The following is a 26063-nucleotide window of genomic DNA, read 5'->3' on the forward strand; positions in this document are numbered from 1 at the left end:
CTGTCCCAGCAGTACCCCCCTCGCGTCGCTGCCCCGCGTCGCTGCCCCGCGTCGCACCGCCCACTGAACGTCGCACCGCCCACGTGCGCGGTGCGACGTCCAGTCGGCGGTGCGACGTCGGCGCCCGGCTCCCGCCGGGGCGGGGCGTGTCGGGCCGAGGGACCCTGGCGGGGCCTCCCTGCCCCGCCCGCGCCGGCCTAGCGTCGAGAGCGACCCGGCCCGGCGGGCACCCCGCCGCCCGGAGTCGGCGTCCGGCACCGGACGTCCCGGCCCGATACCCGCCCCAGGAGCAGACCCATGTCAGATCAGCCCGTCCAGGTCGGCGGAGGGCGCACCCTCTTCGGCGACTTCGCCCCCAAGCTCGCCGAACTCACCGACGACGTCCTCTTCGCCGACGTCTGGAACCGCCCCGAACTGTCCGCGCGCGACCGGAGCCTCGTCACCGTCGCGGTGCTCACCGCCGGCGGCAACACCGAGCAGCTGCGGTTCCACCTCGGCCGCGCCGTCGAGAACGGCGTCACCCAGGACGAGCTCGTCGAGGCGATCACCCACGTGACGCTCTACGCGGGCTGGCCCCGCGGGATGGCCGCCATGGGCGTCGCCCAGGAGCTCTTCACCGACGACGCAGACGACGACACCGACGAGAAGTGAGGAACCCGTGAAGATCCTGCCCCCGCAGCCCACGACCCTGAACCCCGACGAGCAGTTCCCGGGCCAGGTGTGGCTCGACCCCATCGTCACCCCGCAGACCGACGACCAGCGCGCGACGGTCGCGAAGGTCCGCTTCGCGCCCGGCGCGCGGACCGCCTGGCACCACCACGCGCGAGGCCAGTTCCTGTACGTCACCGAGGGCGTCGCCCGGTTCGGCACCCGCGACGGGAAGGTCGTCGACGTCCACCCCGGCCAGACGATCTACCTCGCGCCGGGCGAGGAGCACTTCCACGCCGCCGCCGAGGGCAGCTTCATGGAGCACGTCGCCGTCCTCGAGGCGGCCGACGACCCGGCGACCACCACGACCTGGCTCGAGCGCATCACCGACGAGGACTACGCCGGCCGAGACGCCGACTGAGGCGCCGAGACCCCGGGAAGTCGCCGAGGAGGCGCGGTGCGATTCGATCCGGCACCGCGCCTCCTCGGGTCGCTCCGTCGCGCGGCCGAGCCGTTCGCGGCCGAACGCTCGTAGGGTCGAGGGATGACGACGACGACGTGGACGACCCTGCAGCTCCTCCTCTCCGCCGGAGTGGTCGTGTGCGGCGCGCTGCTGACGAGGGGTGGCAGTGACCTCGTGGGCGTGCTGATGATCCTCAGCGGGTCGGCCTCGATCGTGGTCGGGCTGCGGGCCATGGCCCTGACCCGCCGTGTCGAGAGGCAGCACGCCGCCCTCGAGGCCGGCGACGCGCCGACGCACGAGCGCTGACGCCAGCAGCCCGGACGGCACCACCGATGTCAACGCCGCCACTCCCCCCGACCACCACCGAGCACGAGGCCCCCATGACCGACATCCCCTGGACCACCGGCACCTGGACCACCGAGCCCACCGCCGTCGACGTCGCCGACGACGGCATGCGCGTCACGGCAGCCGAGGGCAGCGACGCCTGGCGCCTCACGTCGTACGGGTTCGTCCACGACACCGAGCACGCCCTGGTCGCCCCGTTGGAGCAGGGCACCGCCATGGAGGTGTCGTTCGTCCTCGACTTCTCGGCCCAGTTCGACCAGGCCGGGATCTTCGTCTCGGTCGACCCCGAGACCTGGGTCAAGGCCGGGGTCGAGCTCAGCGACGGCGAGCAGAGCCTCGGCGCTGTGGTCACGCGGGGCCGGTCCGACTGGTCGCTCTCCCCCGTCGACTGGACCGGCCGCACCGTGACGATCCGAGCCAGCCGCTCCGGAGACGCGCTCACCATCCGGGCCCGGGTCGACGCAGAGCCCTGGCGCCTGGTCCGCGTCGCCCCGCTCGCCCCGGACGCCGCGGCGAGCGCCGGCCCCTTCTGCTGCGCCCCCTCGCGCGCCGACCTCACCGTGCACTTCACCTCGTGGACGACGTCCGCCGCCGACGAGAGCCTGCACCCCGAGGACTGACCACCCCGCCCGGGGCAGCCCGCAGGCCGATCGTCCCGGGCACCCCGCGGCCGACGTCAGGCCACGGGGTTGCGCGGGGGCAGGCCGCCGAGCACCCGGGCCACGTCCTCGGCCACGGTGACGCCCATCGCCGCGTTGGCGACGTCGGTGTAGGCACCGATGTGCGGGGTGAGCAGCACATTCGGTGCGGTGACGAGCGGGTCGTCGGCCCCGAGCGGCTCGTGGGCGAAGGCGTCGAGGGCGGCACCCGCGAGACGGCCGTCGCGCAGGGCGGCGACCAGCGCCTCCTCGTCCACGAGCCCGCCACGGGCCGCGTTGACGAAGTAGGCGCCCGGGCGCATGCCCTCGATCAGCCGGGCGTCGACCAGGGGCGGCTCGCCGGGCGTCCCGGGCAGGTGCAGGCTGACGAAGTCCGAGCCGGTCACGACCTCCTCGAGGGAGGCGCGGCGGACGCCGGCGGCGTCCGAGACCTCGTCCGGCACGAACGGGTCGTAGGCCACGACGTCCATGTCGAACCCGGAGGCGCGGCGGGCGACCGCCTGCCCGATGCGTCCGAAGCCCACGAGGCCGAGCGTCCGGCCGGTCAGTTCGACGCCGGCGAAGCGGTCCCACCGTCCGGCGAGCATCGAGGCGTGGGCCGGGACCAGTTGCCGCGCGAGCGCGAGCATCGCGCCGAGGGCGAGGTCGGCGACGGCTCCCGAGTTGCTGCCGGGCGCGTTCACGACGACCACCCCGGCCGCGCGGGCGGCGTCGAGGTCGATGTTGTCGACGCCGACCCCGTGCTTGGCGACGACCCGTAGGGCGGGCGCGGCGGAGAACACCGACGCGTCCACGGCGTCGAGTCCGACGACGACCGCGGAGGCCCCCGTGCGGACCAGCTCGGCGCCGAGGTCGGGGCCCGAGAGAGGATGCGTCCCCTCGGGGAGGCAGGCCTCGAGACCGGCGGCGACCAGCGCCTCCCAGGGGCGGGGCGACTGCTGACCGAAGCTCGGCGTCGTCACGAGCACCCGGGGTGCGTCGGCGGCGCTCACGCGAACTCCACGCCGACGACGGTGAGCACCGAGTAGACGCCGACGGCGGTGACGGCGACGCTGCTGAAGGTGAGGGCGACCGTCCAGAACGCCGACCGTCGGAACCGCCGCGGCACCGAGCGTCGCAGCTTCCAGACGGCGACGACCACCGCCAGCAGGAACACGCCGCCGGCGACCCCGCCGATCTGGACCATCAGCACGGGCGACTTGATCACGAGGAAGCTCGCGGCCCAGATGGTCGGCATGACGACGGTGAGCACGCGGATGATCCGGAGGCGCGTGGCGACGTCCTCCCACCGGTAGAAGCCCAGGATCGCGAGGGTGTTCGACCACAACCGCGGCACGGAGGCCGTCGAGGCGACGAGCGTGGAGAAGAGCACGAAGAGGGCGCCGACCAGGAACACCCAGTAGCCCGCCGTGCCGAGGGTGTCCGAGTACATGCGCGAGAGGGTCACGATCATCTGGTTGCCCTCGGGCACGAGGCCCTGCGGGTTCAGCACGGCGGCGCCGATGACGTAGAACGAGAGCGTGCAGAGGGTGCAGATGACCCACGAGACGAGCACGTCGAGGCGCATGACCTTGATCCACCCCTCCGCTCGGCGCGCTCGCTCCTCGGTGCCGTCGTCGGGGCCGGTCCAGCGCGCGTACCCCTTCTCGAGGCACCAGTAGGTGTAGGTCGTCATCTCGTCGGCGCCGACCCCGGTGATGCCGAACATGGCGATCGCGAAGCCGATGGCTCCGGCGGGCAGCGCGAAGGTGAGACCGCTCGCGAGGTCGCCGCCGTCGTAGCCGAACGGGGTGAGGGGCAGGCCCACGGCGAGCGCGACGGTGATGACCGTGAAGAGGACGACCGAGACCAGGGAGGCGCGCTCGACGATGCCGTAGCGGCCCGAGAGCATGAGGGTGACGGCCGCGACGAGCACGACGATCGTCCAGAACCAGAGGGACGGGGTGCTCAGCGGTTCGCCCGCCACCGGGAACATGATCGACAGGCACGCCACGGCACCGCCGATGATGCCGCCGCGCTGCAGCACCTTGGCGAAGTCCATCAAGATCCACAGGAAGTTGATCCAGCCGCCCCGGCCGGTGCGCGGTCCCACCTCGCTGAACCCCTGCAGGGCGGTCTTGCCGTGGAGGATCGCCCACTGGGCGAGTTCCATCTGCACCCAGACCTTGACGCCCGTGCTGACGATGACGAGCCAGAGCAGCACGAAGCCGGCCTTCGACCCGAGGGCCGTGGTCGTGATGAGCTCGCCCGAGCCGACGACGGCGGCCGAGAGGATCAGGCCGGGGCCGAGGTAGCGGAAGCGTTGGAGGAAGGTCCTCGGAGCGGCGGCGACGTCCTGCGCCCGCAGGGCGTAGGGGTCGCGGACCTCGCTCGACGGGGTGGGCCGCGCGTCCGCGGTAGACGCGGCAGCCGCGGCGGCCGCGGGCAGATCGGTGGTCTGCGGGCCGTTCTGGCTCGTGTTCACGGTGTCTCCCTTGACAGTCGGAATCGTTCGAGCATGGCATGTGCTGCGCGTTGCGCGCAAGACGATCTGCGCGATCTACGCGACACATGACGCCGACAAGATCCTTGACTTTCTTACTGAGCGCGCTCAGAATTGAGTACGCTCGGGCCGGTGCCGAGTGGCATGCGTGGACGCCGCGTCGCGCGCCCTACCCGCCGGCCCCGTCACCCACAGCCACACCCCAAGCCCTCAGCCTTCAGCCCTCAGCCCCCAGGAGCACCCCCATGCGAGCCTTCGCCTTCGACGCCTACAAGCAGCCCCTGCACGAAGTCGACGTGCCCGAGCCCACCGTCGGTGACCACGACGTCCTGATCGCGGTCGCCGCCGCCGGTCTGAACCACCTCGACGCGAAGATCCGCGAGGGCGAGTTCACGCTGATCCTCCCGTACCGGACGCCCCTCGTCCTCGGCCACGACGTCGCCGGGACGGTCATCGAGGTCGGCGGCTCGGTCCGCAGCCTGAAGCCCGGCGACGAGGTGTTCGCCCGCCCCCGCGACCACCGGATCGGCACCTTCGCCGAGCGCATCGCCGTCGACGAGGCCGACGTCGCCCTCGCCCCGATCTCCATCAGCACCGTCGAGGCCGCGTCGCTCCCCCTCGTGGCCCTCACCGCCTGGCAGGCCCTCGTCGAACGCGGCGACGTGCAGCCCGGTCAGAAGGTCCTCGTCCACGCGGGTGCCGGTGGGGTCGGTTCGATCGCGATCCAGCTCGCGAAGCACCTCGGCGCGCACGTCGCGACCACCGCCTCCTCGTCGAACGCCGACTTCGTGCGCGAGCTCGGTGCCGACGTCGTGGTCGACCACCGCACCCAGGACTTCGAGCAGGAGCTGTCCGGCTACGACCTCGTCCTCGACAGCCTCGGCGCCGAGAACCTGGCGAAGTCGCTTCGGGTGCTCCGCCCCGGCGGCATCGCCATCGGCATCCAGGGCCCGCCCACTCCCGCCTTCGCCAAGGCCGCGGGGCTGAACCCTGTCGTGCGCCTCGCGATCGCCGGCCTCAGCCGCAAGGTGCGTGCCCAGGCGAAGAAGCTCGGTGTCTCGTACGAGTTCCTCTTCATGCGCGCCGACGGCGGCCAGTTGGCCGAGATCGCCGCCCTCGTCGACGCGGGCGCGATCCGACCGGTCGTCGGCGCGACGCACCCGTTCGCCGAGACGGCGACCGCGCTCGACGGCCTCGGGAAGGTCCGCATCCGCGGCAAGGCGGTCGTCACCCTCCCGTGACGGCCGGCACCACGGGCGACGAACCCGCCAGCGCGCGTCAGCGCGGCAGGATCACCTCGAGCTGACGTCGCACCCCCGCGACGATCTCGTCGTCCGGCACGGACTCGTCGACCGCCGACGACATCGCGAGCATCATCACCGCCGACACGACGTGGGCGAACGCGGCCGCGTCGGAGGGCGTCGCCGAGGTGAGGCGCGCGACGATCCCGGCCACCGCCTCCTCGGTCCGGGCCACGATCGCGAGCGCCTCGGCGTGGTGCGGCTCCGTGGCGTCGCCGAACGCCATCTCGCGGAGGTAGGTGCGGCCGTTCTCGACCTGGGCGCGGTTGCAGTGCACGATCGGCTCGAGGACGGCGACGACCGCGTCGAGCGCGGTCGAGGCGGACGAGGAGGCGCGGATCCCCTCGTCGAGGGACCGCGCGTACGCCGCGTTCTGCGCGAGCAGCAACAACTCGCCCTTCGTGCGGGCGTAGAGGAACAGCGTGCCGGCGCCGACGTCGGCCGCCTCGGCGATCTGCAGCGTCGTCACCTCGTCGACCCCGTGTCGGCTGAACAGGTCGGACGCGGCCCGCGTGATGCGCTCGAGCTTCTCCTGCTTGTTGCGCTCGCGCCGGCCGAGCGGCGGGGCTGACGACGTCATTCGGATCTCCCGGAATAGAAACTGACTGAACTCAATTATGACATGAGTCACCTATGGCGACTCGGTCTCGAGCCGCCTCATCCTCGCACCACCCCGGAAGGAACACCCATGACCGACATCACCGGCTCCGTCGTCCTCGTCACCGGAGCGAACGGGGGCATCGGCACCCGTTTCGTCGAGGCCGCCCTCGCCCGCGGCGCCGCGAAGGTCTACGCCACGGCCCGCACCCCGCGCAGCTGGGACGACGAGCGCGTCGTGCCCCTCACCCTCGACGTGACCGACCCGGCCTCGATCGCCGCCGTCGTCGAGGCGGCGCCCGACGTCACCGTGCTGGTCAACAACGCCGGTGCGAGCACCCCCACGCCCGGCATCCTCAGCCACACCGACGACGAGATCCGCGCCAACGTCGAGACCAACTTCCTCGGGCCGCTGTTCCTCGCCCGGGCCTACGCGCCGCTCCTCTCGGCGCACGGCGGCGGCACGGCCATCGTCGACATCCACTCGGCGCTGTCGTGGTTCGCCGTCGCGGGCATCTACTCGGCGACGAAGGCCGCGCTGTGGTCGGCCACGAACTCGCTGCGCCTCGAGCTGCAGCCCGCCGGCGTGCAGGTCGTCGGCGTGCACGTGGGCTACGTCGACACCGCGATGGCCGCGGGCGTCACGGACGCGAAGACCGACCCGGCGACGCTGGTCGCCGACGTGCTCGACGCCCTCGAGGCCGGCGAGCACGAGGTCCTCGCCGACGAGACCTCGCGCCAGGTGAAGGCGGGCCTGTCGGCGCCGCTCGAGGCGCTCTACCCGCAGCTCGCCGCGCGCTGACCGGTGACGTCGAGGAGGCGCGGTGCCGGCCCGACCGGCACCGCGCCTCCTGCGCTCGGTCGCGTCAGCTGTAGCAGGCGCGGTTGATCGCCACGAGGAACGGCCCGTCGACGGTGCCGCCGGCCTCGACGTAGCCGCCGATGACCTCCATCGCGAGGTCGCGGCGCTGCGGGACGCGCTCCTTCTCGGCGGCGGCGAGCCACCCGGGCATCTCGGCGCGCGTGCGGTCGGTGCAGTAGACGGGCGAGCCGGGCTGCTGGCGCCACGACTCGGCGAGGGCCCCGGCGTCGACGGCGTCGAACCCGGTCTGCTCGACGAGCTGCATGGCCACGGCGCGGTCGGCGTCACGGTCGGCGGCCACGGGGATGGCGACGCGGGCGGGGTCGCCGGGCTCGGTGGCCTTCGCGTCGAACGACTGCGAGATGATCGCGTTCCACGCCTTGGCGATCGGGCGTCCGAACAGCTCGGACAGCCAGACGCTCTCGGGGACGCCCTGCTCGAAGTCGTGCATCGAGCCGTCACGCATGGGGTAGTAGTTCGACGTGTCGACGACGACCGCGCCCTCGGGGGCCGAGCGGACGTACTCGGCGATGTCGGCGTTGCGGTTCATCGGCACCGAGACGATGAGGACGTCGACGCCCCGGGCGACCTCGGCGGCGTCCACGGCGCGGGCGCCGGTGCGGAGGGCCGCCTCGTCGATCGTCTCGGGGCCGCGCGAGTTGGCGATGGCGACGTCGTGCCCGTGGCGGGCGAGGCGGCGGGCGATGGTCGATCCGATGGAGCCGGCCCCGATGATCCCGATCGTCAGGTGTGCTCGTTCTTCTTCTCGTACGTCAGACATGCCTCCAGCATGAACGTTGCCATTAGTGTGAAGGTCAAGTCGGAGGAGGACTCGTGCGCATCGGTGAGCTGTCGACCAGGACGGGCGTCCCGTCGCGGATGCTCCGCTACTACGAAGAGCAAGGCCTCATCACCCCGACCCGGCTGGCGAACGGCTACCGCGACTACGACGAGCGCCTCATCGACCGGGTGGGCAAGATCCGCGGCCTGATCGACGCGGGCATCCCCACGCGCATCGTGACGGACATCCTGCCCTGCCTCGGCCAGCCGCAGACGATCGTCGTCGAGAACGCCGAACCGGGGCTCGTCGAGCTGCTCGAGACCGAGCGCGACCGGATGACCGAGAAGATCGAGTTCCTCACCCACAACCGCGACGCGCTCACGCGCTACTTGGGAGCCCTCGAGGACGCCGGCGTCGGGCGTTCGGGGACTCGGGCCGGGTGATCCGGGCTCTGTCGCGGGCAGGCCGGGGTCGGCCGGTCGCAGGGCGGGGTCAGCTGGTCGCAGGCCGGGTCAGCCGGCGGCGGGGCGGGCCAGGATCAGGTTCGTCATGACCTGCGTCATCACGGCCCGGTCGTGCTGGTCGAGGAGTTCGATGCGGGTGCGGACCACTCCCCGGTCGGGACGGGAGGCCGAGGGGCGGGCGTCGACGACGGTGAACCGGGCGCGGAGCACGTCGCCGGGGCGGACGGGCGCCGACCAGCGCAACTCGTCGACGCCGGGCGACGCGACGCTGGCACCCTGGTTGAGGTAGGACGCCACCATCAGGCGCATCATCATGGCGGTCGTGTGCCAGCCGCTGGCCACGAGTCCGCCGAGGGGAGTCACCGCGGCCCGTTCGGCGTCGACGTGCATGTCGTGCGGATCGAACCGGCGGCCGAAGTCGACGATCTCGTCCGCCGTGACGCGGTACGAGCCGTGCTCCAGCGTGAGGCCGGGCACGTAGTCGTCGAGGAAGCGATCGGCGAGCCGATGCGCGAAGGGCGAGGTGTCGTCGGCCGCGACTGCGGTCCCGTCCGGTTCGTAGGGCACGCCTTCACCCTAGGTCGGCCGAGACCCCAGGAAGTCGCCGAGACCCCCACGCGCGAGCAGGGGTCTCGACGCCTTCCTGGGGTCTGAGCCGAGGAGGCGCGGTGCCGGTCGACCGGCCCGCGTACGATTCCGGCATGAGTCGCTTGGACGACATGCCGTTCGCCAGGGTCCATCCCCTGTACGTGGCCAAGGTCGAGCGCAAGGGCCACACGAAGGCCGAGGTCGACGAGGTCGTGACGTGGCTGACCGGTTACGACCAGCAGCAGATCGACCGGCACGTCGCCGACGGCACCACGTTCCGCGACTTCTTCGCGGCCGCCGACCTCAACCCCCGGGCCTCGCTCGTGACGGGTGTCATCTGCGGCGTCCGCATCGAGGCCCTCGACGACGAGCTGACCGCGAACATCCGCCGCCTCGACAAGCTCGTGGACGAGGTCGCGCGCGGCCGCCCGATGGCGAAGGTACTGCGGCAGGAGTGAGGCGTCGGCGGTGACGCCGAGACCCCAGGAAGTCGCCGAGGAGGCGCGGTGCGGTTCGAACCGGCACCGCGCCTCCTGCGGTGGTCGCGTCGTCGCGACCGGGGCTCCGGACGACCGTCGACGGGTCGATCAGCGCGCGCGGCGCTCACCGCTGATCATGAGCGTCATGCGGCGGCTCCGAGGTCGGCGAGACGCCGCAGCCCCTCCTGCGAGGGCGACCCGGGTTCCGCCGTCCAGACGATGGCCGTGTGGCCGCCTCCGGCATCGAGGGCTCCCCAGTCGAGCGTCAGCTCCCCCACGACGGGATGCCGCAACACCTTGGTGCCCGTGCCGCGCGTCGCCACCTCGTGCGCCGTCCAGAGCCCCGCGAACTCGGTGCCGAGGGCGACGAGCTCGGCGATCAGGGCCTGGAGCCGCGGGTCCTCCGGGTCCCGGGCACTGTCCATCCGCAACTGCGCGAGGGCGAGGTCGACCACCCCGAGCCAGTCCGAGTACAGGGTGCGGAGGGCGGGATCGGTGAACAACAGGCGGATGAAGTACCGCTCGCCCTCGGGGACGGCCGAGAAGTCGGTGATGAGGGACGCCGCCATGGGGTTCCACGCGACGATCTCGGTCCGGGGGCCCATGACGAAGACCGGGGTGGCGCCGAGGTCGTCGATCATCCTCAGGACGAAGGGGGCGACTCCCACCGACACACGAGGCGCGTCGTCGGGCAGGACCTTCCCGGCCAGTCCGGCCAGGTAAGCCCGCTCATCCGGGCCGAGTCGGAGGACCCGAGCGAGATCGTCGAGCACGGGCGCCGACGCCGGGAGTCGTCCCTGCTCGAGACGCGTGTAGTAATCCGTGCTGATGGAGGCGGCCCGGGCGACCTCCTCGCGGCGCAGTCCGGGGACGCGTCGGGGGTGCTCGTCGTCCGTCAGACCGAGGTCGTGGGGCTGCAATTCCGCTCGCCGGGCACGGAGGAAGTCGCCGAGCTCTCGCCATTTCGGTTCCGCTGCCATGCGCCGATCCTGCCAGACCTCCGGAGTGACGGCGGGAGCGTCGGTCCTGCCGCGAGCGACGAGCTGGGGGGTCATTTTCCTTCCCCTGTGGAGCGCCGGATGCGAGTGGCAACGTGATCTCACGACACCGGAAGATCCCCTTTCGGTGGCGACAGGAGGACACCATGAAGGCCATCGGCCTCACCGCATTCGGAGGACCGAGCGTCCTCCACCCCGTGGACGTCCCCGAACCCCACGCAGGGCCCGGAGAGGTCCGCATCCGCGTCCGCGCCGCGGCCGTGAACCCGGTCGACACGATCATCCGCTCCGGCGGCTTCGCCGGCAACGACGGCGCCGTCGTCGAACCGGTCGTCCCCGGAACGGACGTCACCGGCGTCGTCGACGAGCTCGGCGACGACCTCGCCACCGACGAGGGCTTGCAGCTCGGGGACGCGGTCATCGGGTTCGTGGTCCCCGAGGGCAGCCACGGTGGCTACAGCGAACACGTCGTCCTCCCGGCGGAATCGGTCACCCGGCTGCCCGGCGACCTCACGTTCGTCGAGGGGGCGTCGTTCCTCTCCAACGCCCTGACCGCCGAGATCACGCTCGAGCACCTCGCGCTCGACCCCGGAGCGACCCTCGCCGTGACCGGTGCCACCGGAGCCGTGGGCGGCTACCTCGTCGAGCTCGCCGCCCGCCGAGGCATCCCCGTCATCGCCTCGGCATCCGAGGCGGAAGCGGAACTCGTCCGGGGCTTCGGGGCGACCCACGTCATCGACCGCGGCGAGGACTTCGCCACAGGCGTCCTCGCCCTGACCGGGGGCCGTGGCGCCGACGCCCTCGCCGACCCGGCGATCGTCGGCGAATCCGTCTTCGGTGCCGTCCGCGACGGAGGACAGGCGGCGTTCTACCTCCCCACCGACAGCACCCCCGGCCGTGACGTCCAGGTCTTCTCGTCGTACGTGATGCGGTCCCACCGTCGCCACGACGTCATCAGCGCACTCGCGCAGCTGGCCGACCGAGGTGAGATCGCGACCCGTGTCGCCGGCACCCTCCCGGCGGCCGACGCCTCGACCGCCCACGCCCGGCTCGAGCAGGGCGGCCTCCGCGGCCGTCTGGTCCTCGAGTTCTGACCCACCCGATCCCCACTCCCCGACCCACCAGCACCACCACCAGAGAAGGACATCCCATGGACATCGCCGCACCCCTCCCCAGCGTCGGACAGACCTGGCTCGCCGACCTCGGCTCCGACACGCCCCTCGGCCACTTCACCGTCGAGATCACCTTCGACACCGAGACCCAGGTCTCGTTCCTCGTCACGGGCGGTGCCATCGAGGGCCGTCACGAGACGATGGAGTACACCACCACGAAGGTCCGCGACGGCCTGCACGTCGTCCGCTGGACCGAGCCCGACTCGGGCGACCACGTCACCCACATCGAGGACTACACGAACGGCGCCTGCATGGCGAGCTCCGTCATCGGCGGCGAGTTCGTCCAGCTGCACGGCACCTGGACCCGCGTCCGCTGACCCCGGCTGGCACCGGCACCGGCACCGGTTCCGATGCCTCCGCCGTCCACCCGTGCCGAGGCAGGGAGGCCCTGAGCGGGCCTCCCTGCCTCGTGGCGCCCCGCCTACCGTCGACCCCGACTCGACACCCCTGAAAGGAACACCATGAAGGCAACAGTCATGTACGGCGCCGGCGACGTCCGCGTCGAAGACGTCCCCGACCCCGTCATCCAGAAGCCCACCGAGGCCTTGATCCGCGTCACCTACGCCTGCGTCTGCGGCTCGGACCTGCACCCGTACCACGACCTCGGCGACACCCCCGAGGGCCGCCGCATGGGCCACGAGGCCATCGGCGTCGTCGAAGAGATCGGTGACGACGTCCGCACCCTCGTCGTCGGCGACACCGTCATCGTGCCGTTCGCCTGGTCGGACGGCACCTGCCCGTTCTGCCGCGACGGCATCACCACCTCGTGCGTGCACGGCGGCTTCTTCGACGGTGCGCCCTCGGCGACCCAGGCCGAGAAGCTCATCGTCCCCGAGGCCGACGGCACCGCCGTCAAGGTCCCTGCCGGCACGGACGAGGCACTCATGCCGAGCCTGTTGACCCTGTCCGACGTCTACCTCACGGGCTACCACGCCGCGGTGCAGGGGCAGGTCGGCCCGGGCAAGACGGTCACCGTGATCGGCGACGGCGCCGTCGGTCTCTCCGCCGTCCTCGCCTCGAAGCAGCTCGGTGCCGAGACGATCATCCTGATGGGCCGCCACACCGCCCGCACCGACCTCGGTCGCGAGTTCGGCGCCACCCATGTCGTCGCCGAACGCGGTGCCGAGGGTGTCGCGAAGGTCATGGAGATCACCGGCGGCGAGGGCTCGCACGTCGTCCTCGAGGCCGTCGGTCACATGCCCGCCTACGAGCAGGCCTACGGCATCGTCCGTCCCGGCGGCACCATCAGCCGCGTGGGCGTGCCCCAATACGAGGAGGCGCCGGTCGGCTTCACCTCGCTGTTCGGCAAGAACGCGACCCTGACCGGTGGCCCCGCCACGGTGCGCGCCTACCTCGAGGCCGCCATCCCGCAGGTGCTCGACGGCACCATCGACCCGGGCCGGGTGTTCGACCGCGAGCTGCCCCTGTCGGAGATCGCCGAGGGCTACCGCCTGATGGACTCCCGCGAGGCACTCAAGGTTCTCATCCGCCCGTGACGACCGAGGAGGCGCCTGTCCAGCGAGCGGGCGCCTCCTCCTCCCCGGAGACGACCGGTCCGGCCGCTCCACCCCTCCCCCCTCCCCTCGAGCTCAGAAGGAGTCTCACGATGCCCACCTTCGACCCAGCCACCCTGGCCGCCATCGGCGGTACCGACGACCTGCACGTCTCTCCCTTGCGGGACGACGGCGTGACCCACGGCACCCCCACCTGGATCTGGTCCGTGGTCGTCGACGACGCGCTCTTCGTCCGCGCCTACAACGGGACCTCGTCCCGGTGGTATCGAGCCGCGATGAAGCAGGGAGCAGGACGCATCCGCGCCGCGGGCGACGAACACGACGTCACGTTCGAGGCCGCTGCGGGGGTCGCCGACGACCTGGTCGACGCCGCGTACGAGGCGAAGTACCACGGCAGCCCGTACCTGCCTCCCATGCTCACCGCGAAGACCGTCGCGGCGACGGTGAAGATCAGTCCGCGCTGAGCGTCGCTACGACACCGGTTCGACGAAGGGGCTCCGCACGTTCTGCGGAGCCCCTTCGCCGCCGTCGGTGGTCACGTCGGCACGACGCGCGCCCGTTCAACAGAGCAGGGCGTCGCGTCGCATGCCGTGCCGCAGACAGGAGAGACCGCCATCCGGGCACGGATGGCGGTCTCCCCGGTCGCATCTGCGGGTTAGCTGGTCCTCGCCGCATTCTTGTGAAGCGATCCCCGAAGGGCGAACCACACCAGTGGCCCGACAACGGGGGCCACGACGACCACGATGAGCCAGATGGTCATCATCTGTGCCGACATCGCCTTGTCGCGAACGATGGAGACGATGGCACTGACGAGGAGAACCAAGCCAGCCAAGAGGACTACGGACCAGAAAAGGTCGAGTGGCGCGAGTCCGAACATGAAGTTCTCCTTCTTCCTAACTTACGTTCTATTTTAGGCGCGGGCGACGGATGCCCCACCGGTGGTCGTCCGCAGGTCGAGCCAGAACGGGGTGTTGCCCCATCCCCCGGCAGACAGGTTGAACTGGTGACGGATGTCGCGGCCGTTGTTTCGTGAGAACGCGATCTCATTCGAGACGGCCAGCACGGTGACGACCTTGTTGGAATTCGCGATGAGCTGCGACTTGGACGACGTCGGGGTGATCTGGTAATTCGCGTTGAAACTGTTACTCCACGTGACACCGTGGTAGTAGACGTGGCAGCTCTGCGCGTAGCGAACGCCTCCATTGTTACCGAAGACACAGTTGCTGACGCCCTGGGCTTGAGTGGAGACTCCACCCGTCTTGGGTGGCAGCACGACATTGCTCTTGGCGGTTCCGTCCAAGAACGGCTTCGCCTGAGCGATGATGGCCTGCAGTTCGGCGGGACTAGCTTGGCGCCCCTGCTCAATGCCCATCTCGGTGTAGGAACCGTCTGCGTAGACGTCCTTCGTCACCTTGTAGTCGCCCTGCTGCTTCGTGGTCGACGACACCGCAGCCTTGCCAGACGCGGCGTCCCACAGCTCGCCGTCTGTGACTTTCTGCAACAACTCGGCCTGCTGCGCCGGAGCGATGTCGGAAGCTGTGAGAGACGACTTCGTCTTCTCGAGTTCGACCTGGCTCACACCCGCCGGGGCGGCGATCGCCGGCGCTCCCATCAACGTGGTCCCCAAAACGCAAACTGCTGCCGCAACACTGAGGCCTACCATCTGCTTCTTCATGCAATTCCCCCTCTAACTGTGCGTCGAAGTCCCAAACATACAAAGAGGTCTGCTTTTTCAACCCCGCTCGAGATGTTGCATCTGCTGCACTTTCTTCCCCTTGCCGTTGAGGAGGTGAGCATCGATGATGCCCAGGGCCGAGCCGATCAGGGCGCCCCGGGGAACGCGTTGCGCCGCCCGTACACCGTCAGCGCGAACGCCACGACCCCGAACCCGATCATCAGCACCGGCAGCACGAGCCCGTCCGCCACGGTCAGCAAGGCCGCCCCGACGATCCCCGCGAAGAAGATCGCCACGTTGAACGCCACCGGCAGGAAGGCGTTCGCGACGTCGGCATTGTCGCCGCCGACGGTGGTGAGTGCCGCCTGCAGCTGGGCCGACGCGCCTCCGAACGTGACGCCCCAGAGCACCGCGGCGACGATCACGGCCGGCACCGACGCGTGGCCGACGAGCAGGACGATCCCCGCGACGACGAACACGGCGACGCTGCCGTGCAGCAGCGCCCGCGGGTGCCGGTCGAGCAGCGCCCCGGTGACGACGATCCCGCCGATCGAGGCGATGCCGTAGATCAGCAGCGTGACGTCGACGCCGAGCCCCGACCCACCGGCCCGCAGGTACGGCGAGACGTAGGTGTAGATCGTGTTGTGGGCGAGCATCCACGCGGCGATGACGGCCAGGATCACGGCGATCCCCGGGATGCGGAACACCCGCCCGAGCGAGAGCCGTGCCCCCGCCGGTGCCGCTGCCGCGTCCGGGACGATGCTCGCCACGAGCGCGAAGACGACGACCCCGAGCAGGGTCAGCCCCCCGAACGACCACCGCCAGTCGAAGGCCGTCCCGAGCCACGAGCCCAGCGGCGTCCCGAACGCGAAGCCGACGGGCGCACCCGCCGAGACGATCGCGAGCGACAGTCCGGCACGGTCGGGCGGGCTGATCCGGCGTCCGTAGGCCGCGAGCATGCCCCAGATGACTCCCGAGAACGCGCCGGCCACGAACCGCGACACGAGGGCGAGGGCGATGACGGGCGAGAGCGCCGTCACCGTGTTCGCCACGACCAGGCCGGTGATCGCGATCAGGAGGAGCGGCTTGCGTCGCATCCCCCGGGTCAACGTGATGGCCGGCACGGTCGCGACCACGGTGCCGAGTGCGTAGGCGCTGATGAGCAGTCCCACGGCGCCCTCGCTCGTGTCGAGGCCGTCCGCGATGACGGGCAGCAGGCCGGCCGGCATCGTCTCCATCGCGACGAGGATGAACCCCATCGTCGCCAGGACGACCAGCGAGAACACCGGCAGCCGTTCGACGGGCCCTCCGGCGACGGAGGCGCGGGGCACGCGGGTGGGGACGGGCGCTGTCGACATGGTGAGGTCCTTTCGGGCGCGGGGATGCGCCTCCTGGGGGTGAGCCCGGTGGTGCGGGAGAAAGAAGGAGGCGCGGGTCAGGCGACGGGGTCGGCGGACCGGGCGCGTTCGACGACGCCCTCGGTCGCCGCCCACGAGGCGAGGAGGCGCAGCCCCTCGTCGGACGCGGAGCCCGGGACGGCCGTGTAGACGGTGAGCGAGTGCCCGGGGGTGTCCTGGAGTTCCATCACCTGGAAGTCCAGCTCGAGCAGGCCGACGACCGGGTGCCGGAACTCCTTCGCGCCGGTGTAGTGGCGGCGGACGTCGTGGGCGGCCCAGCGGGCGCGGAACTCGTCGCTGCGGATGGACAGTTCGCCGACGAGGGCGGTGATGCCGGGGTCGTGGGGGTTGCGGCCGGCGTCGCGTCGGAGGATGGCGACGTTGACGGCGGCCGCGCGCTCCCAGTCGGGGTAGAAGTCGTGGGCGCCGGGGTCGAGGAAGATGTAGCGCGAGTGGTTGGCGGGGCGCAGGGTGCTGCGGTACATGTCCGAGTACAGGGCGAAGCCGAGGGCGTTGGCGGCGACGAGGTCCATGCGGGTGTTGGTGACCATCGCGACGGCGCCGGTCATGGCGTCGAGCAGGTGCTGCACCGGGGACTGGGCGATCTTCTGTTCGCTGGTGACCGGGGGCTTGCGGCGGGAGGGAACGGAGGCGCGGGCGAGGTCGTAGAGGTGGTCGGTTTCGGCCTGGTCCAGGCCGAGGGCGCGGGCGATGGCGTCGAGGACGCTGTCGGAGACCCCGCCGAGGTTGCCGCGTTCGAGTCGGGTGTAGTAGTCGACGCTGACGCCGGCGAGGCGGGCGACCTCGTCGCGGCGGAGCCCGGGGACGCGTCGCTGGCCGCCGGCGCTGACGACGCCGGCCTGTTCGGGCGAGAGGCGTGCGCGGCGGGTGGCGAGGAAGTCGCGGACCTCGGCTCGGTTGTCCATGGTTCGACCCTACGGACGGTGGTTCGGCGCAACCAGGCCCTGTCGGGACCTGGTTCGGCGGGGCCCGGCACGGCGCTGAGGCGGAGGTCGTGACGCTCGCTCAGTACCTCGGTAGGGTCGTGGCACCAGCACCACTCGACGACGGGGGACCGAGATGACTGACGGACGCGATAAAGACGGGCAGCAGGGTCAGCAGGGCCAGCAGTACGGCGGGCAGCAGTACGGGGGCGCGCCGCAGGCGCCTGGGTCGGGGCCCGACGGAGGGGCGGTCCAGCGACCGTCGCGTGGGTTCGAGATCGCCGGCTTCGTGCTGTCGTTCTTCGGCTTCCTGGCGATCGCCGGCCTCATCATGAGCACGATCTCGTTCCGCCGCCTCGGCCGAGCCGGTCAGCCCCGAGGCCTCTCACTCGCCGGCATCATCATCTCGATCGTGGTGCTGCTGCTCACCCTCGCGTTCATCGTCGCGGCCATCGTCGGCGCCTCGACCCTCCTCGAGACCTGCGCGGACCTCGGCCCGGGCACCCACGTCGTCGACGGCGTCACCTACACCTGCAGCTGATCGGGCGCATGCGGACCCAGAGTGGGGCCGCGGCGCGGTTCGCCTTGACGACCGCCCTCCCCTCGCGGCCGGAGGGTCGCGTCGGCGTGCCTACTGTTTTTCGAGACGGACGGTCGTCGTGGTCCCCATCAGGCTGGCCTTGTAGCTGAGCTCGCCGCCGTCGGCGGTGAACTCCTTCGTGTCGTCGGTCGAGGCGAGCATGGCTGAGTCGGTCGCGGCGGCGTCGCGGGCCGAGGTCCATGTGTAAGGCGACGCGTCGTCGGTGGGAGGCGTGAAGGTGCCGACCCAGTAGATCGACTCGGTGTCGCCACCGTCGCTGACCCAGTTGATCGAAATGGTGTCGCCGGTGATCGTCGCCGCTTGGCACGCGTTCTCGCTCCCCGAGTTGGTCTGCTTCCACGACCCGGTGAGGTCGGGCACCGGAGCCGTCTCGGATAAATACCTGAACCGTCACCGTGAGGCACGCTACCTCCGTGGCTCTTGTTCCGGCGCCAAGAGCATCCCTAAGCAGGTTCCTTCGGGAGAGATAGCCGTTCGTCGTAGGCCACTAGCAACTGTGCAATTTCACGCTGGATGAGCACGGGAATGTCCAAGCCCTCGAAATTTAGATCCGCAAGCCACCTAAGGCCCTCGTCTGGCGTCCAGTCGTCAACGGTCAAATAGTCCGACAGAGCTACGGTCGCCATTCGAGACATTCCCAGGGACATCAGAATGACCTCACTGGGTCGAGACACGCCTAGCTCGAGCAGCATCGTGATGTCTTGGCCGTGCCCAACTTGCTCGATTCCAAGCTCGCGGCCGTAAGCGGACAGAATGTCCGAGTAACACGTCAAGTATTTTGGGGCCTGAAAGCGGGCCACAGTTTCGACATCGGCCATAACGTCGCGTATCGCTTTTGCCAAAGGCACTCTGTTATTGACCCTCTGCTCGATGAGTCGAGCAAGGGGGAGGCCGTTCATCCAATTGACGATCAGATTGGCCAGTTGCCACTTGCGCTTGTCATTTTCGCCTGGCCCGACCGCGCCCCCAAAAGCCTGCGTGATGGTTGCGCCAAGAAGGCGAAGAGCATCCTGGAACCTGTCCCGGGATTCGTCTTCTTCTGGGAGAGGCAAAGCGAGCTCATTTGGGTCGCTGGAAGCGGCCCGAAACTGCTCGAGCAGCCTCTGCATTGAAAGTGGAGATATGCCCGCGTGGCGCGAGATCAATTCGACTGGGTATTCAATGCGCGCTATCGCCCGCTCTATTGCGTGCTCCACCTCGTCGCGTTCATGAGGATCTTGGACGAAGCGGAGGTGTCCCTCCAAGTCCATCCCCGTCGCCGAGATGTTCGAGAGATAAGAAAAGAGATTTTCGGAGGAGCCGCCTGACCCACTTATCGGGCTGTTGCCGCGCAGGTAAGACAAGAAGTCAGATGGATTTGCAAGTACATGCTCTGTGGCGAGCTTTAGCTGGGATCTCCCGCGTACCGAGGGGAGGTTTGGCCAAAGTTTTTCATCGTCGGTATCAATACATACTATATTTCCTTGGAATTCTCTGCCCCAGCGACCGGCACGACCCGCTAGATTCCAAAAATCACCCTCACTGAGAGCCTTCCCTCGACCTTTCTGAGGGTTCCGCATGAATATAGATCTGCATGGCAGATTGACTCCTTCGAGCAGCGTCGATGTGCAAACCAAATAATGGATTTTTCCTTGGCCGAATAGCCGCTTAATCTCCGCGCGAATCGCCAGCGGCATGTTCCCGTAATGAAAAGCCACGCGCTTGTCCAGGACATCGGCCAAGCTGTACTTCTGGTGGACTGCGGTCCGAATCAGATCCTTAAGATTTTCAATGTCCGGGTCCGGCTCTGCCACTGGAAGCAAGTCGACAATATTCTGGGCAACTTTCTCTGCATCGCTGGCGCCATTGACATACACTATATTGCCGCCGCGATCTCCGCCTAACGCATGGGCAACGTATGCCAGCCTCATCGCTACTTTGGTCGCCCTTTGATTTAACTCAAATTCTGCCACCTTCGTGGGCTGACCCTCGTGAATGAGCGAAACCGTCCTTTTGGCCGGAGCTCGAGGTACACCTTCCACTCGAACCAAATTCTGATTAACGGTTACAGCTTCAGACGTAACCGCACGACCGCGCGAGTCATCCGGCTTGCCAGTCAGGAGTAGTTCTGGATTTGCACTCAGCGGGCTTGCGAAGATGACTTGCAGCGCGGGGTGATCAATGACTGCGCGGTCAATGACCTGACGCAGAAGGATGCCACGGTCTCCGCTACCCAGTCCCTGCGCCTCGTCGACGAAGAGAAGATCGATCGGGAACGGGCTTCTCGCCTGCTGGATGAGATGAAGCCGCTCCTGCGTGAGGACCAAAACGCGTGAGGTGGATGATTCCAGGTCGGGGTCCCACGGCATAACAACCACTCGCGTGCCGCCTGGAACCGTCTGACGGAAGTCCGCCGATACCTCTTCCACCAGGGCGCGCGTCGGAGCTAGATAAACGGCGGTCAGCTTGCTCCGCGCTCGAAGCTGCTCCAGAAACCATTCCCTGATTACACGGGACTTCCCGGCCGACGTTGGTGCAGAAACGCTCACCCAGTCATATTGGTCTACGTCACTCCACAAACTCTCTTGAAAAGAATTCACTGAAAGGTCCTCGCCGCTCGACAGAGGAATAGACAGACGGAGTTGAGTCCTGATGGATTCGAGACGTAGGAGAGGAGGCAGCGTTCGCCAAGAATCCTCATGAATGAGGCCCCGGCGTTCAGCCAGCTCTACAGCTCGTAAATTGCCGGCACGTTCCAGAAGGGCAGCTGCTGCCTCCTTGTGGGAGGTGTCTGATCCGGGGAGTGCAAGACAGGCGGTTGCAATTCGCAATACGGCTTTCTGAGACCGCTCTCCAGGAGTGGTCGAGAGGGCGCTGGCGCAGAGAAGGGCAAAGTTCCAATCGATTTCGGCCAAAGCGTCAGTCACGTTGATCATCGGAAACTCAAGCTGCAGAGTCTGCCGACGTATTGCTCGAATGATGTCTTGGTACTTTTTCGAGTCGTAGACCGTGTCTTGAAGTGCAGTCACAACAGCCCCAGGCTCTTCCGCACACTCTTGCGAAGAGCATCAACGCTCGGAAACGGGATACAGAAAACGTCGATGGCTACATCCACAAGAGAATGCGTGGTCAGACGTCCGGAAACACTTTTGTGCCATCTCTCGACGGCCTTCGCGATTTGTTGCGATTCATCATCGGCCATCTTTTTCAGGTCCGGATAGGTCGCGTAGTCGAATCCAATGAGGCATGCTCCATTCCAGCGCACATCTAGAACTTTGGGGTTCGTCTCGTCGAAGTACTGCAGAATATGCGCTGCAAGTGCCTCATCGTCTACGTTCAGGTTGTCTCGAACCAACAACAGATCCCGTCGTCGAGCGTCATCGACGGCACCTAGGAACGGAGCGATACTTCCGAAGCAATCGGCGATCGCGTCCGAGTTCGATTTATAAAGCTTGGATTCTCCCCAGCTTAGTTCGAGTACGCCGTCTGAGCCGAGCCTGGCGTGCACTCCATCGGAACCGTGAACGTGGACATTGCTGTTTGTTTTCAGGGACATCTTGGCCAGCAGTTGCGGCAGTTTGAGTACCCTCTCCATGAGCAGAAACAGCAAGAGCTCACCACCCTCCCCGGTGCCATCAGCGTCCACAAACAGCTCCCGAGCTTGCTTTTCGAGGCGAGCGAACTGACTCGGCGATCCTGTGTCTGCAAAGCTTTTTGCGGCCTGTACCAGCCGGGTTCGGGGCACGCAGAACTCCATGGCTGCAAACGCCATCACATCGGCGAGCATGTCGATGGCGGGTTCTCCATTCGCGTCCACCGCCACGAAATGTGTTCGCACGGTGGTCTTGGTGCCGGGCAACGAAACGGGGAGTTCGTAGGACGGCAGCAGATGCGAGAGGTCGGCTTGCTCTCCGCGAGCCAGGGCAGCGAGAGAGTCCTGAAATGAAGGTGGCGCGGCCGCGACGCTAATCATAGTTATTCCTTCCGGACGACCGCACTCCTAGAAATGGGGCCCATAGGGCAGACCCTCATTGCACTATGGCAGGAACTTAGCTTCAATGATGGTATAGACACTCTCGGAACAGCTCAATACCAAGCTTTCATGCAGCGACCGGGCGAGACCGTCAAGCTTTACAACCACGAGATAGTCGGCGTATCGTGCCTCGGCCGAGGCTTCGCGGAAGCATGGTCTGTCTTTACTCGCCCCAACAGGGTCGTGGTCGACATACACATAGCGGTCCTCAACACCGAGCACGGGCCCGCCAAGGCACCCCCACGAACAAGTGTTTTTATAGGCAATCGAAGGGAACCGTTAGGGTTACTACCTCTTAGCGCGACGTCGGACCCGAGGCCATTCGCGCTACGTGACGTCGGCCCTTCATGAGAAAAACCGTAAGCCCCTCGTGGATTCAAGGTTCTCAGGGCTTTCGCTCTGGCGGGTCATCTGCGGGTCTAGCGGAGGCCCGCAGACATAGGCATCGGCGGGCACCGTTCTGCCATGGTTTGCTGCGTTTCCCTAGGGGCGTCCAACCTTTGCCCCTTCTTCAGGGCGATCCTGAAAAGGGTGAAGTGGTGCCGGAGTTTTGGCCGCTTCAGCTAGGCCGGTTCCGCGCTGTCAGGCATCGACTCGTCTCGCCCTGGCGCAGAGGTGACATTCGGGCGTTTGTTCTGTCCGAGGGTTTCCTGAGACCTCGCGTCCCGTGTGACCGTGCCCCGACTATGTCGCGCCCCGGATACCGGTCGCCGGACGACCAGTCGATGTCCGTCAGTGGTGGGACCGGATGTCTTGTCGCTCCGAATTAGGGCTCCTCCGCGGACCCCTTATCGAAGCCAGCCCCATCGAATCGTGCGTTCGGGAATGCGGTGCCTCCGCCGTCGAGGCGGGATGGGACGGTCGGCCCACGCTTTGGCAAGAACGTCGCACATGCTCCGGTCTCTGACGCTGGTTTGATAAACCGTATGCTCTCCGGCGCATCGTGACGTGGTGACTGTGCCATGCAAACCCACAAGGTGCCCCCTCGTACTCCGCTATGTGTTAACGCGGATGGTTTCTAGCGCGTCGTCAAGCTTGAACTCGTGGTTCGACGGTGGGTTTCCGGGACGAGTCGACGGATTACCGTTGCCAGGTAGCGCTAAATGCAGGGCGACTTTACGCCCCGTTTTGACCTGACAGCTACCGACCGGCCGATACCGGCCGACAGGGCACCTCGGGCTTTGACTGTATCAATCGCTCCAACTCATCCTCTTCTTCGAACCAGGAGCTCCATGGCTCAGCCACACCCGAATGTCCCCGGCCATGCGAAGACGGCAAAGTCGGCCCTGCTGATCCTCGAGGAGAAGTTGCACGAGAGCGACATTCTTAGCTTTCCATGGCCGCAGGACGTCGACTCCGGAATCGACATGGTGTCGTTCGCGAGCATCCCCGATGGCGACGCAACCCTTGCCACGGCCTTTGTTGCAGGCTTTCAGTCGAAGGGAACGGCGGCTACGCATGGGAAACTTCCCGCTTCGCGCGTTGAAATCGGCAACCACGCCGCTTACTGGCTGAGCGCACCGCTTCCGGTCTTCGTCGTCAGTACCAGTTTGGCGGACCGCGTCTCTCTCGTCGAAGACGTCCTCCCAGGTCTGCGCGATGCTGCCCAGTCGGAACACAGAAGCATCGCGGTGCGCGCCGCTGTAGAAGAGGTAAGCGCAGACATCAGGATGCGCATGTATTCCCATGCCCTGGCCCCGTGGATGTCGCATTCGCTGCGGAATCGGTCCCTCGCTGTCATCCCGCAGTCAAGCGGCCTTGACCAGGCCTCTCCGTGGTCGGTGCTCGGCTGGGTCATGTCCACAGATAGCGCACTTCAACCGAAATCGTGGACGGAGTGCGTCCAGTACTTCGACCTGCTGCGGTGGGTCCTCCGAGGCTCGGATGACCGCCGCCAGCTAGCCGTGGACGCCAAGCACGCACCCACCGGGCAGGAGACCGCACACTTGTTCAGCGTCCTGCTTCATTGTATAAAAACACTTGCCGACTTCAATCGGAATCGTCGGAGCATGCCGCACGAGGGTGCGCACTTAGACGACATTCCCCGAGCCAAGGAAGTGGTCTGGGGCCTGTGGCACGCTACGAGGCAAGCCACTGGCCTGGACTTAGTTGAACTGGCGGAGCTCGTCCGCGCCGGGAGCGCAGCGCTGTCCACCTCTGACGTACCGGGACATCGCGAGAGATGGCCCGCGGAGTACCTTCTCCAACGCCTCATTGATGGCGATGCTCTGCAGGACCTCATGACTCGTGCGTTAGAGGCAGCGCTCATCGAGAAGAAGACAGACAGCTACTGATCGGTCGGGTAGCGGTGCAGCCAACGCTCCGGATCGTATGGCTCGGCTGCAGCGCATTCGTACGCTGCCGAAAAAGCTGGACGTGCAGCGGCAGACGGGTGTCGCCCGGGGGGACGCAGGACTCAATGGCGTCGTTCGTCCTGGTGGTCAGCCGGCAGTGGTTCAAGACATACCGCTCCGACCGCAGCAGCAGCAGCGAATCCACCAACGACTCGCTGCAGCGCGACCACAAGCTCCACGTCACAACAAATTGGCCGGTACGAGGCTTGGCCGCCCAACAGTTCGCCCTCGCCCTGATGGCGGTCAAGTCCAACATGACCCGCACCACCAACTTCGAAGCGGAGCAGCGGAGCAGCGGAGCAGCGGAGGCAGGAACTACGACAAGCAGTCGGCCGACGCCGTGTCCCTCGAAAGCGTGAAGGCGAGTACCTCCAGCGTTCCCGCGACCACCGCAATGAAAGCCGCCACATGCGGAACCCGCCACCCCGCAAACTCGTCCCGTTCGACGAGCAGGCAATGCCTACACCGCCCGTGCAACGGAAGCAAAAAAACCCCCAGTATGAGCTGGGGGCTTTTCTGCTTAGGTCAGACCTGCAAAGTTCGGCAAGCCAGACTTACGAGTGACCCTTTGGCGGTACCGGTGGGATTTGAACCCACGGTGGAGTTAACCCCCACACATGTTTTCGAGACATGATCCTTCGGCCGCTCGGACACGGTACCGAGGATGAGTTTAGTACATCCGGCGACAGGGACGAAACCGGGGGATCGCTCGTCCACCGCACCGCGCCTCCTCGGGGTTGTGCACAGGGTGCACGGACGCCCGGCGCGGGCATCGGAGCCCGGCGTAGCCTCGGGCCATGCCCTCACGCCACACCGTCACCGCCTTCCTCTCGGGCGTCGGCGTCACCCTCGCCACCACGGCCGCCGCCGGCGCCGGCGTCAGCCGCTTCATACAGCGCCGCAACGCGGCCGCCGCCGACCTGAACGCCCTGCTACCCGTCCACTCCGCCTGGTGGCGCGACCGCTTCGACCGCAAGGGCAAGCTGCTCTACGTCGCGATGGGCGACTCCGCCGCCCAGGGCATCGGAGCCTCGAGCCCGGCCCGCAGCTACGTCGGCCGCCTCTCCGCGTACATGCGCCGCCAGAGCCACACCTCGCTGCGCGTCGTCAACCTCAGCGTCAGCGGCTCCACCACCTGGCTCTGCCGCAAAGACCAGCTGCCCAAGTTCGAGAAGTACGAACCCGACATCGTCACCGTTGCCATCGGCGCCAACGACATCATCCAGTTCAACCCCGAGTCGTTCGAGAAGAACCTCCGCGTCATCTACGGCGCCCTGCCCTCACACGCCATCGTCGGCGACCTACCCGCCATGTGGATTCCCGACCGCGAGAAGAAGCTCGTCGAGGCCAACGCCATCGTCCGCCGCGTCGCTGGCGAGTTCGGCCTCACCGTCGTCCCGCTCTACGAGACCACCCGCAGCCAAGGGTTCTTCCGCACCTACCGCAACTCGGCCGGAGACCTCTTCCACCCCAACGACCGCGGCTACCGCGTCTGGGCCTCCGCATTCGAACCCGCCATCGCCGCCCGCCTCGCCCGCATCGCCGCCGACGACGCCGCCACCACCCACGAGGCCCGCGAGGCCGAAGCCGTCGCGGCGCACACGGCCGCGGCAGCCGCCGCCCCGACTGCCGGCACCAGCAGCGACACCCCGACGACGGACACCGCAGGAGGCGCGACCACGTCCCCGACGGACGCCTCCGCCGATGTCGGGGGCGCCTCCTAGGCT

29 protein-coding genes, 1 tRNA gene and 1 pseudogene are annotated in these 26063 nt (G+C 67.9%); 16 read left to right on the forward strand and 15 right to left on the reverse strand.

Annotated elements, in window-relative coordinates:
• Window positions 1-297 precede the first annotated feature (297 nt).
• From ARTHRO9V_RS14155 to ARTHRO9V_RS14170, 4 genes are all read left to right on the forward strand, one after another.
• On the forward strand, window positions 298-651 hold the full coding sequence (locus tag ARTHRO9V_RS14155; protein ID WP_056043982.1) for a carboxymuconolactone decarboxylase family protein: 354 nt from the start codon (window positions 298-300) through the stop codon (window positions 649-651).
• 7 nt (window positions 652-658) lie between these two features.
• Window positions 659-1069 (forward strand): cupin domain-containing protein, encoded by a 411-nt coding sequence (locus ARTHRO9V_RS14160; RefSeq protein WP_159828071.1) that lies wholly within the window; start codon window positions 659-661, stop codon window positions 1067-1069.
• A gap of 123 nt (window positions 1070-1192) precedes the next feature.
• Entirely contained in the window at window positions 1193-1417 is a 225-nt protein-coding gene (locus ARTHRO9V_RS14165) for a hypothetical protein (RefSeq protein ID WP_159828074.1), read from the forward strand.
• A gap of 74 nt (window positions 1418-1491) precedes the next feature.
• Window positions 1492-2076: a DUF1349 domain-containing protein gene (locus tag ARTHRO9V_RS14170; protein ID WP_159828077.1), complete on the forward strand. Its 585-nt coding sequence runs from the start codon at window positions 1492-1494 to the stop codon at window positions 2074-2076.
• A gap of 56 nt (window positions 2077-2132) precedes the next feature.
• On the opposite strand, the gene ARTHRO9V_RS14175 is transcribed toward ARTHRO9V_RS14170, so the two are convergent.
• Window positions 2133-3107, reverse strand: coding sequence for a phosphoglycerate dehydrogenase (locus ARTHRO9V_RS14175; RefSeq protein WP_201298950.1), 975 nt, complete (start codon window positions 3105-3107; stop codon window positions 2133-2135).
• A complete protein-coding gene (locus tag ARTHRO9V_RS14180) occupies window positions 3104-4579 on the reverse strand; it encodes an Nramp family divalent metal transporter (RefSeq protein WP_200922555.1) in 1476 nt (491 codons plus the stop codon). Before ARTHRO9V_RS14180 ends, ARTHRO9V_RS14175 begins: the two co-directional genes overlap by 4 nt.
• 263 nt (window positions 4580-4842) lie before the next feature.
• On the opposite strand from ARTHRO9V_RS14180, the gene ARTHRO9V_RS14185 reads away from it, so the two are divergent.
• The gene (locus ARTHRO9V_RS14185; RefSeq protein WP_159828080.1) at window positions 4843-5838 is read left to right on the forward strand and encodes an NADP-dependent oxidoreductase; all 996 of its coding nucleotides are present in this window, start codon (window positions 4843-4845) and stop codon (window positions 5836-5838) included.
• 37 nt (window positions 5839-5875) lie between these two features.
• On the opposite strand, the gene ARTHRO9V_RS14190 is transcribed toward ARTHRO9V_RS14185, so the two are convergent.
• Window positions 5876-6478: a TetR/AcrR family transcriptional regulator gene (locus tag ARTHRO9V_RS14190; RefSeq protein ID WP_159828083.1), complete on the reverse strand. Its 603-nt coding sequence runs from the start codon at window positions 6476-6478 to the stop codon at window positions 5876-5878.
• A gap of 108 nt (window positions 6479-6586) precedes the next feature.
• On the opposite strand from ARTHRO9V_RS14190, the gene ARTHRO9V_RS14195 reads away from it, so the two are divergent.
• Entirely contained in the window at window positions 6587-7297 is a 711-nt protein-coding gene (locus ARTHRO9V_RS14195; RefSeq protein WP_159828086.1) for an SDR family oxidoreductase, read from the forward strand.
• A gap of 64 nt (window positions 7298-7361) precedes the next feature.
• Here the strand turns inward: ARTHRO9V_RS14195 and ARTHRO9V_RS14200 are convergent.
• Window positions 7362-8144 (reverse strand): annotated as a pseudogene (locus ARTHRO9V_RS14200) (NADPH-dependent F420 reductase); the annotation flags it as partial.
• A gap of 47 nt (window positions 8145-8191) precedes the next feature.
• Between ARTHRO9V_RS14200 and ARTHRO9V_RS14205 the strand changes: the two are divergent.
• Window positions 8192-8581: a MerR family transcriptional regulator gene (locus tag ARTHRO9V_RS14205; protein WP_159828092.1), complete on the forward strand. Its 390-nt coding sequence runs from the start codon at window positions 8192-8194 to the stop codon at window positions 8579-8581.
• 69 nt (window positions 8582-8650) lie between these two features.
• Here the strand turns inward: ARTHRO9V_RS14205 and ARTHRO9V_RS14210 are convergent, their stop codons facing one another.
• Entirely contained in the window at window positions 8651-9169 is a 519-nt protein-coding gene (locus ARTHRO9V_RS14210) for a MaoC family dehydratase (protein ID WP_159828095.1), read from the reverse strand.
• 134 nt (window positions 9170-9303) lie between these two features.
• Here ARTHRO9V_RS14210 and ARTHRO9V_RS14215 point away from each other — a divergent pair, with 134 nt between their 5' ends.
• The gene (locus tag ARTHRO9V_RS14215; RefSeq protein WP_159828098.1) at window positions 9304-9648 is read left to right on the forward strand and encodes a DUF2200 domain-containing protein; all 345 of its coding nucleotides are present in this window, start codon (window positions 9304-9306) and stop codon (window positions 9646-9648) included.
• Window positions 9649-9812: 164 nt separating this feature from the next.
• Here ARTHRO9V_RS14215 and ARTHRO9V_RS14220 read toward each other — a convergent pair whose 3' ends face one another.
• Window positions 9813-10649, reverse strand: a complete 837-nt coding sequence (locus ARTHRO9V_RS14220) for a helix-turn-helix transcriptional regulator (RefSeq protein WP_159828101.1) — start codon at window positions 10647-10649, stop codon at window positions 9813-9815.
• A gap of 164 nt (window positions 10650-10813) precedes the next feature.
• Between ARTHRO9V_RS14220 and ARTHRO9V_RS14225 the strand changes: the two genes are divergently transcribed.
• The 4 genes from ARTHRO9V_RS14225 to ARTHRO9V_RS14240 all read left to right on the forward strand — a co-directional run bounded on the left by ARTHRO9V_RS14225 (window position 10814) and on the right by ARTHRO9V_RS14240 (window position 13817).
• Window positions 10814-11761: an NADP-dependent oxidoreductase gene (locus ARTHRO9V_RS14225; protein ID WP_159828104.1), complete on the forward strand. Its 948-nt coding sequence runs from the start codon at window positions 10814-10816 to the stop codon at window positions 11759-11761.
• Between the two features lie 56 nt (window positions 11762-11817).
• Window positions 11818-12156, forward strand: a complete 339-nt coding sequence (locus ARTHRO9V_RS14230; RefSeq protein WP_159828107.1) for a MoaF-related domain-containing protein — start codon at window positions 11818-11820, stop codon at window positions 12154-12156.
• Window positions 12157-12300: 144 nt separating this feature from the next.
• On the forward strand, window positions 12301-13335 hold the full coding sequence (locus tag ARTHRO9V_RS14235) for a zinc-binding dehydrogenase (protein WP_201298951.1): 1035 nt from the start codon (window positions 12301-12303) through the stop codon (window positions 13333-13335).
• Between the two features lie 110 nt (window positions 13336-13445).
• Window positions 13446-13817: a DUF2255 family protein gene (locus ARTHRO9V_RS14240; protein ID WP_056228190.1), complete on the forward strand. Its 372-nt coding sequence runs from the start codon at window positions 13446-13448 to the stop codon at window positions 13815-13817.
• Between the two features lie 191 nt (window positions 13818-14008).
• On the opposite strand, the gene ARTHRO9V_RS14245 is transcribed toward ARTHRO9V_RS14240, so the two are convergent.
• The 4 genes from ARTHRO9V_RS14245 to ARTHRO9V_RS14260 all read right to left on the reverse strand — a co-directional run bounded on the left by ARTHRO9V_RS14245 (window position 14009) and on the right by ARTHRO9V_RS14260 (window position 17351).
• Window positions 14009-14230: a PLDc N-terminal domain-containing protein gene (locus ARTHRO9V_RS14245; RefSeq protein WP_043594607.1), complete on the reverse strand. Its 222-nt coding sequence runs from the start codon at window positions 14228-14230 to the stop codon at window positions 14009-14011.
• 33 nt (window positions 14231-14263) lie between these two features.
• Window positions 14264-15028 carry a hypothetical protein gene (locus tag ARTHRO9V_RS14250; RefSeq protein ID WP_159828110.1) on the reverse strand — a complete coding sequence of 255 codons (765 nt, stop codon included), beginning with the start codon at window positions 15026-15028 and terminating at the stop codon, window positions 14264-14266.
• Window positions 15029-15174: 146 nt separating this feature from the next.
• The gene (locus tag ARTHRO9V_RS14255) at window positions 15175-16386 is read right to left on the reverse strand and encodes an MFS transporter (protein WP_159828113.1); all 1212 of its coding nucleotides are present in this window, start codon (window positions 16384-16386) and stop codon (window positions 15175-15177) included.
• A 77-nt stretch (window positions 16387-16463) separates the two neighbouring features.
• A complete protein-coding gene (locus ARTHRO9V_RS14260) occupies window positions 16464-17351 on the reverse strand; it encodes a helix-turn-helix transcriptional regulator (RefSeq protein ID WP_159828116.1) in 888 nt (295 codons plus the stop codon).
• Window positions 17352-17505: 154 nt separating this feature from the next.
• Between ARTHRO9V_RS14260 and ARTHRO9V_RS14265 the strand changes: the two genes are divergently transcribed.
• Window positions 17506-17910, forward strand: coding sequence for a hypothetical protein (locus ARTHRO9V_RS14265; RefSeq protein WP_159828119.1), 405 nt, complete (start codon window positions 17506-17508; stop codon window positions 17908-17910).
• A 90-nt stretch (window positions 17911-18000) separates the two neighbouring features.
• On the opposite strand, the gene ARTHRO9V_RS14270 is transcribed toward ARTHRO9V_RS14265, so the two are convergent.
• The 4 genes from ARTHRO9V_RS14270 to ARTHRO9V_RS16025 all read right to left on the reverse strand — a co-directional run bounded on the left by ARTHRO9V_RS14270 (window position 18001) and on the right by ARTHRO9V_RS16025 (window position 22204).
• Window positions 18001-18330 (reverse strand): hypothetical protein, encoded by a 330-nt coding sequence (locus ARTHRO9V_RS14270; RefSeq protein ID WP_159828122.1) that lies wholly within the window; start codon window positions 18328-18330, stop codon window positions 18001-18003.
• 83 nt (window positions 18331-18413) lie between these two features.
• On the reverse strand, window positions 18414-20876 hold the full coding sequence (locus ARTHRO9V_RS14275; protein WP_201298952.1) for a DEAD/DEAH box helicase: 2463 nt from the start codon (window positions 20874-20876) through the stop codon (window positions 18414-18416).
• 98 nt (window positions 20877-20974) lie between these two features.
• Entirely contained in the window at window positions 20975-21922 is a 948-nt protein-coding gene (locus ARTHRO9V_RS14280) for a DUF1837 domain-containing protein (protein WP_159828128.1), read from the reverse strand.
• Between the two features lie 63 nt (window positions 21923-21985).
• Window positions 21986-22204: a recombinase family protein gene (locus tag ARTHRO9V_RS16025; RefSeq protein ID WP_370516207.1), complete on the reverse strand. Its 219-nt coding sequence runs from the start codon at window positions 22202-22204 to the stop codon at window positions 21986-21988.
• 1010 nt (window positions 22205-23214) lie between these two features.
• On the opposite strand from ARTHRO9V_RS16025, the gene ARTHRO9V_RS14290 reads away from it, so the two are divergent.
• Both ARTHRO9V_RS14290 and ARTHRO9V_RS14295 read left to right on the forward strand, forming a co-directional pair.
• Window positions 23215-24276: a hypothetical protein gene (locus ARTHRO9V_RS14290; protein WP_159828134.1), complete on the forward strand. Its 1062-nt coding sequence runs from the start codon at window positions 23215-23217 to the stop codon at window positions 24274-24276.
• Between the two features lie 125 nt (window positions 24277-24401).
• Window positions 24402-24695: a hypothetical protein gene (locus ARTHRO9V_RS14295; protein ID WP_159828137.1), complete on the forward strand. Its 294-nt coding sequence runs from the start codon at window positions 24402-24404 to the stop codon at window positions 24693-24695.
• Between the two features lie 210 nt (window positions 24696-24905).
• Here the strand turns inward: ARTHRO9V_RS14295 and ARTHRO9V_RS14300 are convergent.
• Window positions 24906-24996: transfer RNA gene (locus ARTHRO9V_RS14300), tRNA-Ser, on the reverse strand.
• Between the two features lie 137 nt (window positions 24997-25133).
• On the opposite strand from ARTHRO9V_RS14300, the gene ARTHRO9V_RS14305 reads away from it, so the two are divergent.
• The gene (locus ARTHRO9V_RS14305) at window positions 25134-26060 is read left to right on the forward strand and encodes an SGNH/GDSL hydrolase family protein (protein ID WP_159828140.1); all 927 of its coding nucleotides are present in this window, start codon (window positions 25134-25136) and stop codon (window positions 26058-26060) included.
• Window positions 26061-26063: the final 3 nt, after the last annotated feature.

Origin of the sequence: Frigoribacterium sp. 9N (assembly GCF_902506305.1) — a bacterium.
Taxonomy (GTDB): Bacteria; Actinomycetota; Actinomycetes; order Actinomycetales; family Microbacteriaceae; genus Frigoribacterium.

Bases quoted from the DNA above. Each gene is read 5' to 3' on its own strand.
- ARTHRO9V_RS14155 (WP_056043982.1), top strand. From the start codon at position 298: ATGTCAGATCAGCCCGTCCAGGTCGGCGGAGGGCGCACCCTCTTCGGC.
- ARTHRO9V_RS14165 (WP_159828074.1), top strand. From the start codon at position 1,193: ATGACGACGACGACGTGGACGACCCTGCAGCTCCTCCTCTCCGCCGGA.
- ARTHRO9V_RS14170 (WP_159828077.1), top strand. From the start codon at position 1,492: ATGACCGACATCCCCTGGACCACCGGCACCTGGACCACCGAGCCCACC.
- ARTHRO9V_RS14185 (WP_159828080.1), top strand. From the start codon at position 4,843: ATGCGAGCCTTCGCCTTCGACGCCTACAAGCAGCCCCTGCACGAAGTC.
- ARTHRO9V_RS14190 (WP_159828083.1), bottom strand. From the start codon at position 6,478: ATGACGTCGTCAGCCCCGCCGCTCGGCCGGCGCGAGCGCAACAAGCAG.
- ARTHRO9V_RS14195 (WP_159828086.1), top strand. From the start codon at position 6,587: ATGACCGACATCACCGGCTCCGTCGTCCTCGTCACCGGAGCGAACGGG.
- ARTHRO9V_RS14215 (WP_159828098.1), top strand. From the start codon at position 9,304: ATGAGTCGCTTGGACGACATGCCGTTCGCCAGGGTCCATCCCCTGTAC.
- ARTHRO9V_RS14220 (WP_159828101.1), bottom strand. From the start codon at position 10,649: ATGGCAGCGGAACCGAAATGGCGAGAGCTCGGCGACTTCCTCCGTGCC.
- ARTHRO9V_RS14225 (WP_159828104.1), top strand. From the start codon at position 10,814: ATGAAGGCCATCGGCCTCACCGCATTCGGAGGACCGAGCGTCCTCCAC.
- ARTHRO9V_RS14230 (WP_159828107.1), top strand. From the start codon at position 11,818: ATGGACATCGCCGCACCCCTCCCCAGCGTCGGACAGACCTGGCTCGCC.
- ARTHRO9V_RS14235 (WP_201298951.1), top strand. From the start codon at position 12,301: ATGAAGGCAACAGTCATGTACGGCGCCGGCGACGTCCGCGTCGAAGAC.
- ARTHRO9V_RS14240 (WP_056228190.1), top strand. From the start codon at position 13,446: ATGCCCACCTTCGACCCAGCCACCCTGGCCGCCATCGGCGGTACCGAC.
- ARTHRO9V_RS14245 (WP_043594607.1), bottom strand. From the start codon at position 14,230: ATGTTCGGACTCGCGCCACTCGACCTTTTCTGGTCCGTAGTCCTCTTG.
- ARTHRO9V_RS14250 (WP_159828110.1), bottom strand. From the start codon at position 15,028: ATGAAGAAGCAGATGGTAGGCCTCAGTGTTGCGGCAGCAGTTTGCGTT.
- ARTHRO9V_RS14255 (WP_159828113.1), bottom strand. From the start codon at position 16,386: ATGTCGACAGCGCCCGTCCCCACCCGCGTGCCCCGCGCCTCCGTCGCC.
- ARTHRO9V_RS14260 (WP_159828116.1), bottom strand. From the start codon at position 17,351: ATGGACAACCGAGCCGAGGTCCGCGACTTCCTCGCCACCCGCCGCGCA.
- ARTHRO9V_RS14265 (WP_159828119.1), top strand. From the start codon at position 17,506: ATGACTGACGGACGCGATAAAGACGGGCAGCAGGGTCAGCAGGGCCAG.
- ARTHRO9V_RS14280 (WP_159828128.1), bottom strand. From the start codon at position 21,922: ATGATTAGCGTCGCGGCCGCGCCACCTTCATTTCAGGACTCTCTCGCT.
- ARTHRO9V_RS14290 (WP_159828134.1), top strand. From the start codon at position 23,215: ATGGCTCAGCCACACCCGAATGTCCCCGGCCATGCGAAGACGGCAAAG.
- ARTHRO9V_RS14295 (WP_159828137.1), top strand. From the start codon at position 24,402: ATGGCGTCGTTCGTCCTGGTGGTCAGCCGGCAGTGGTTCAAGACATAC.
- ARTHRO9V_RS14305 (WP_159828140.1), top strand. From the start codon at position 25,134: ATGCCCTCACGCCACACCGTCACCGCCTTCCTCTCGGGCGTCGGCGTC.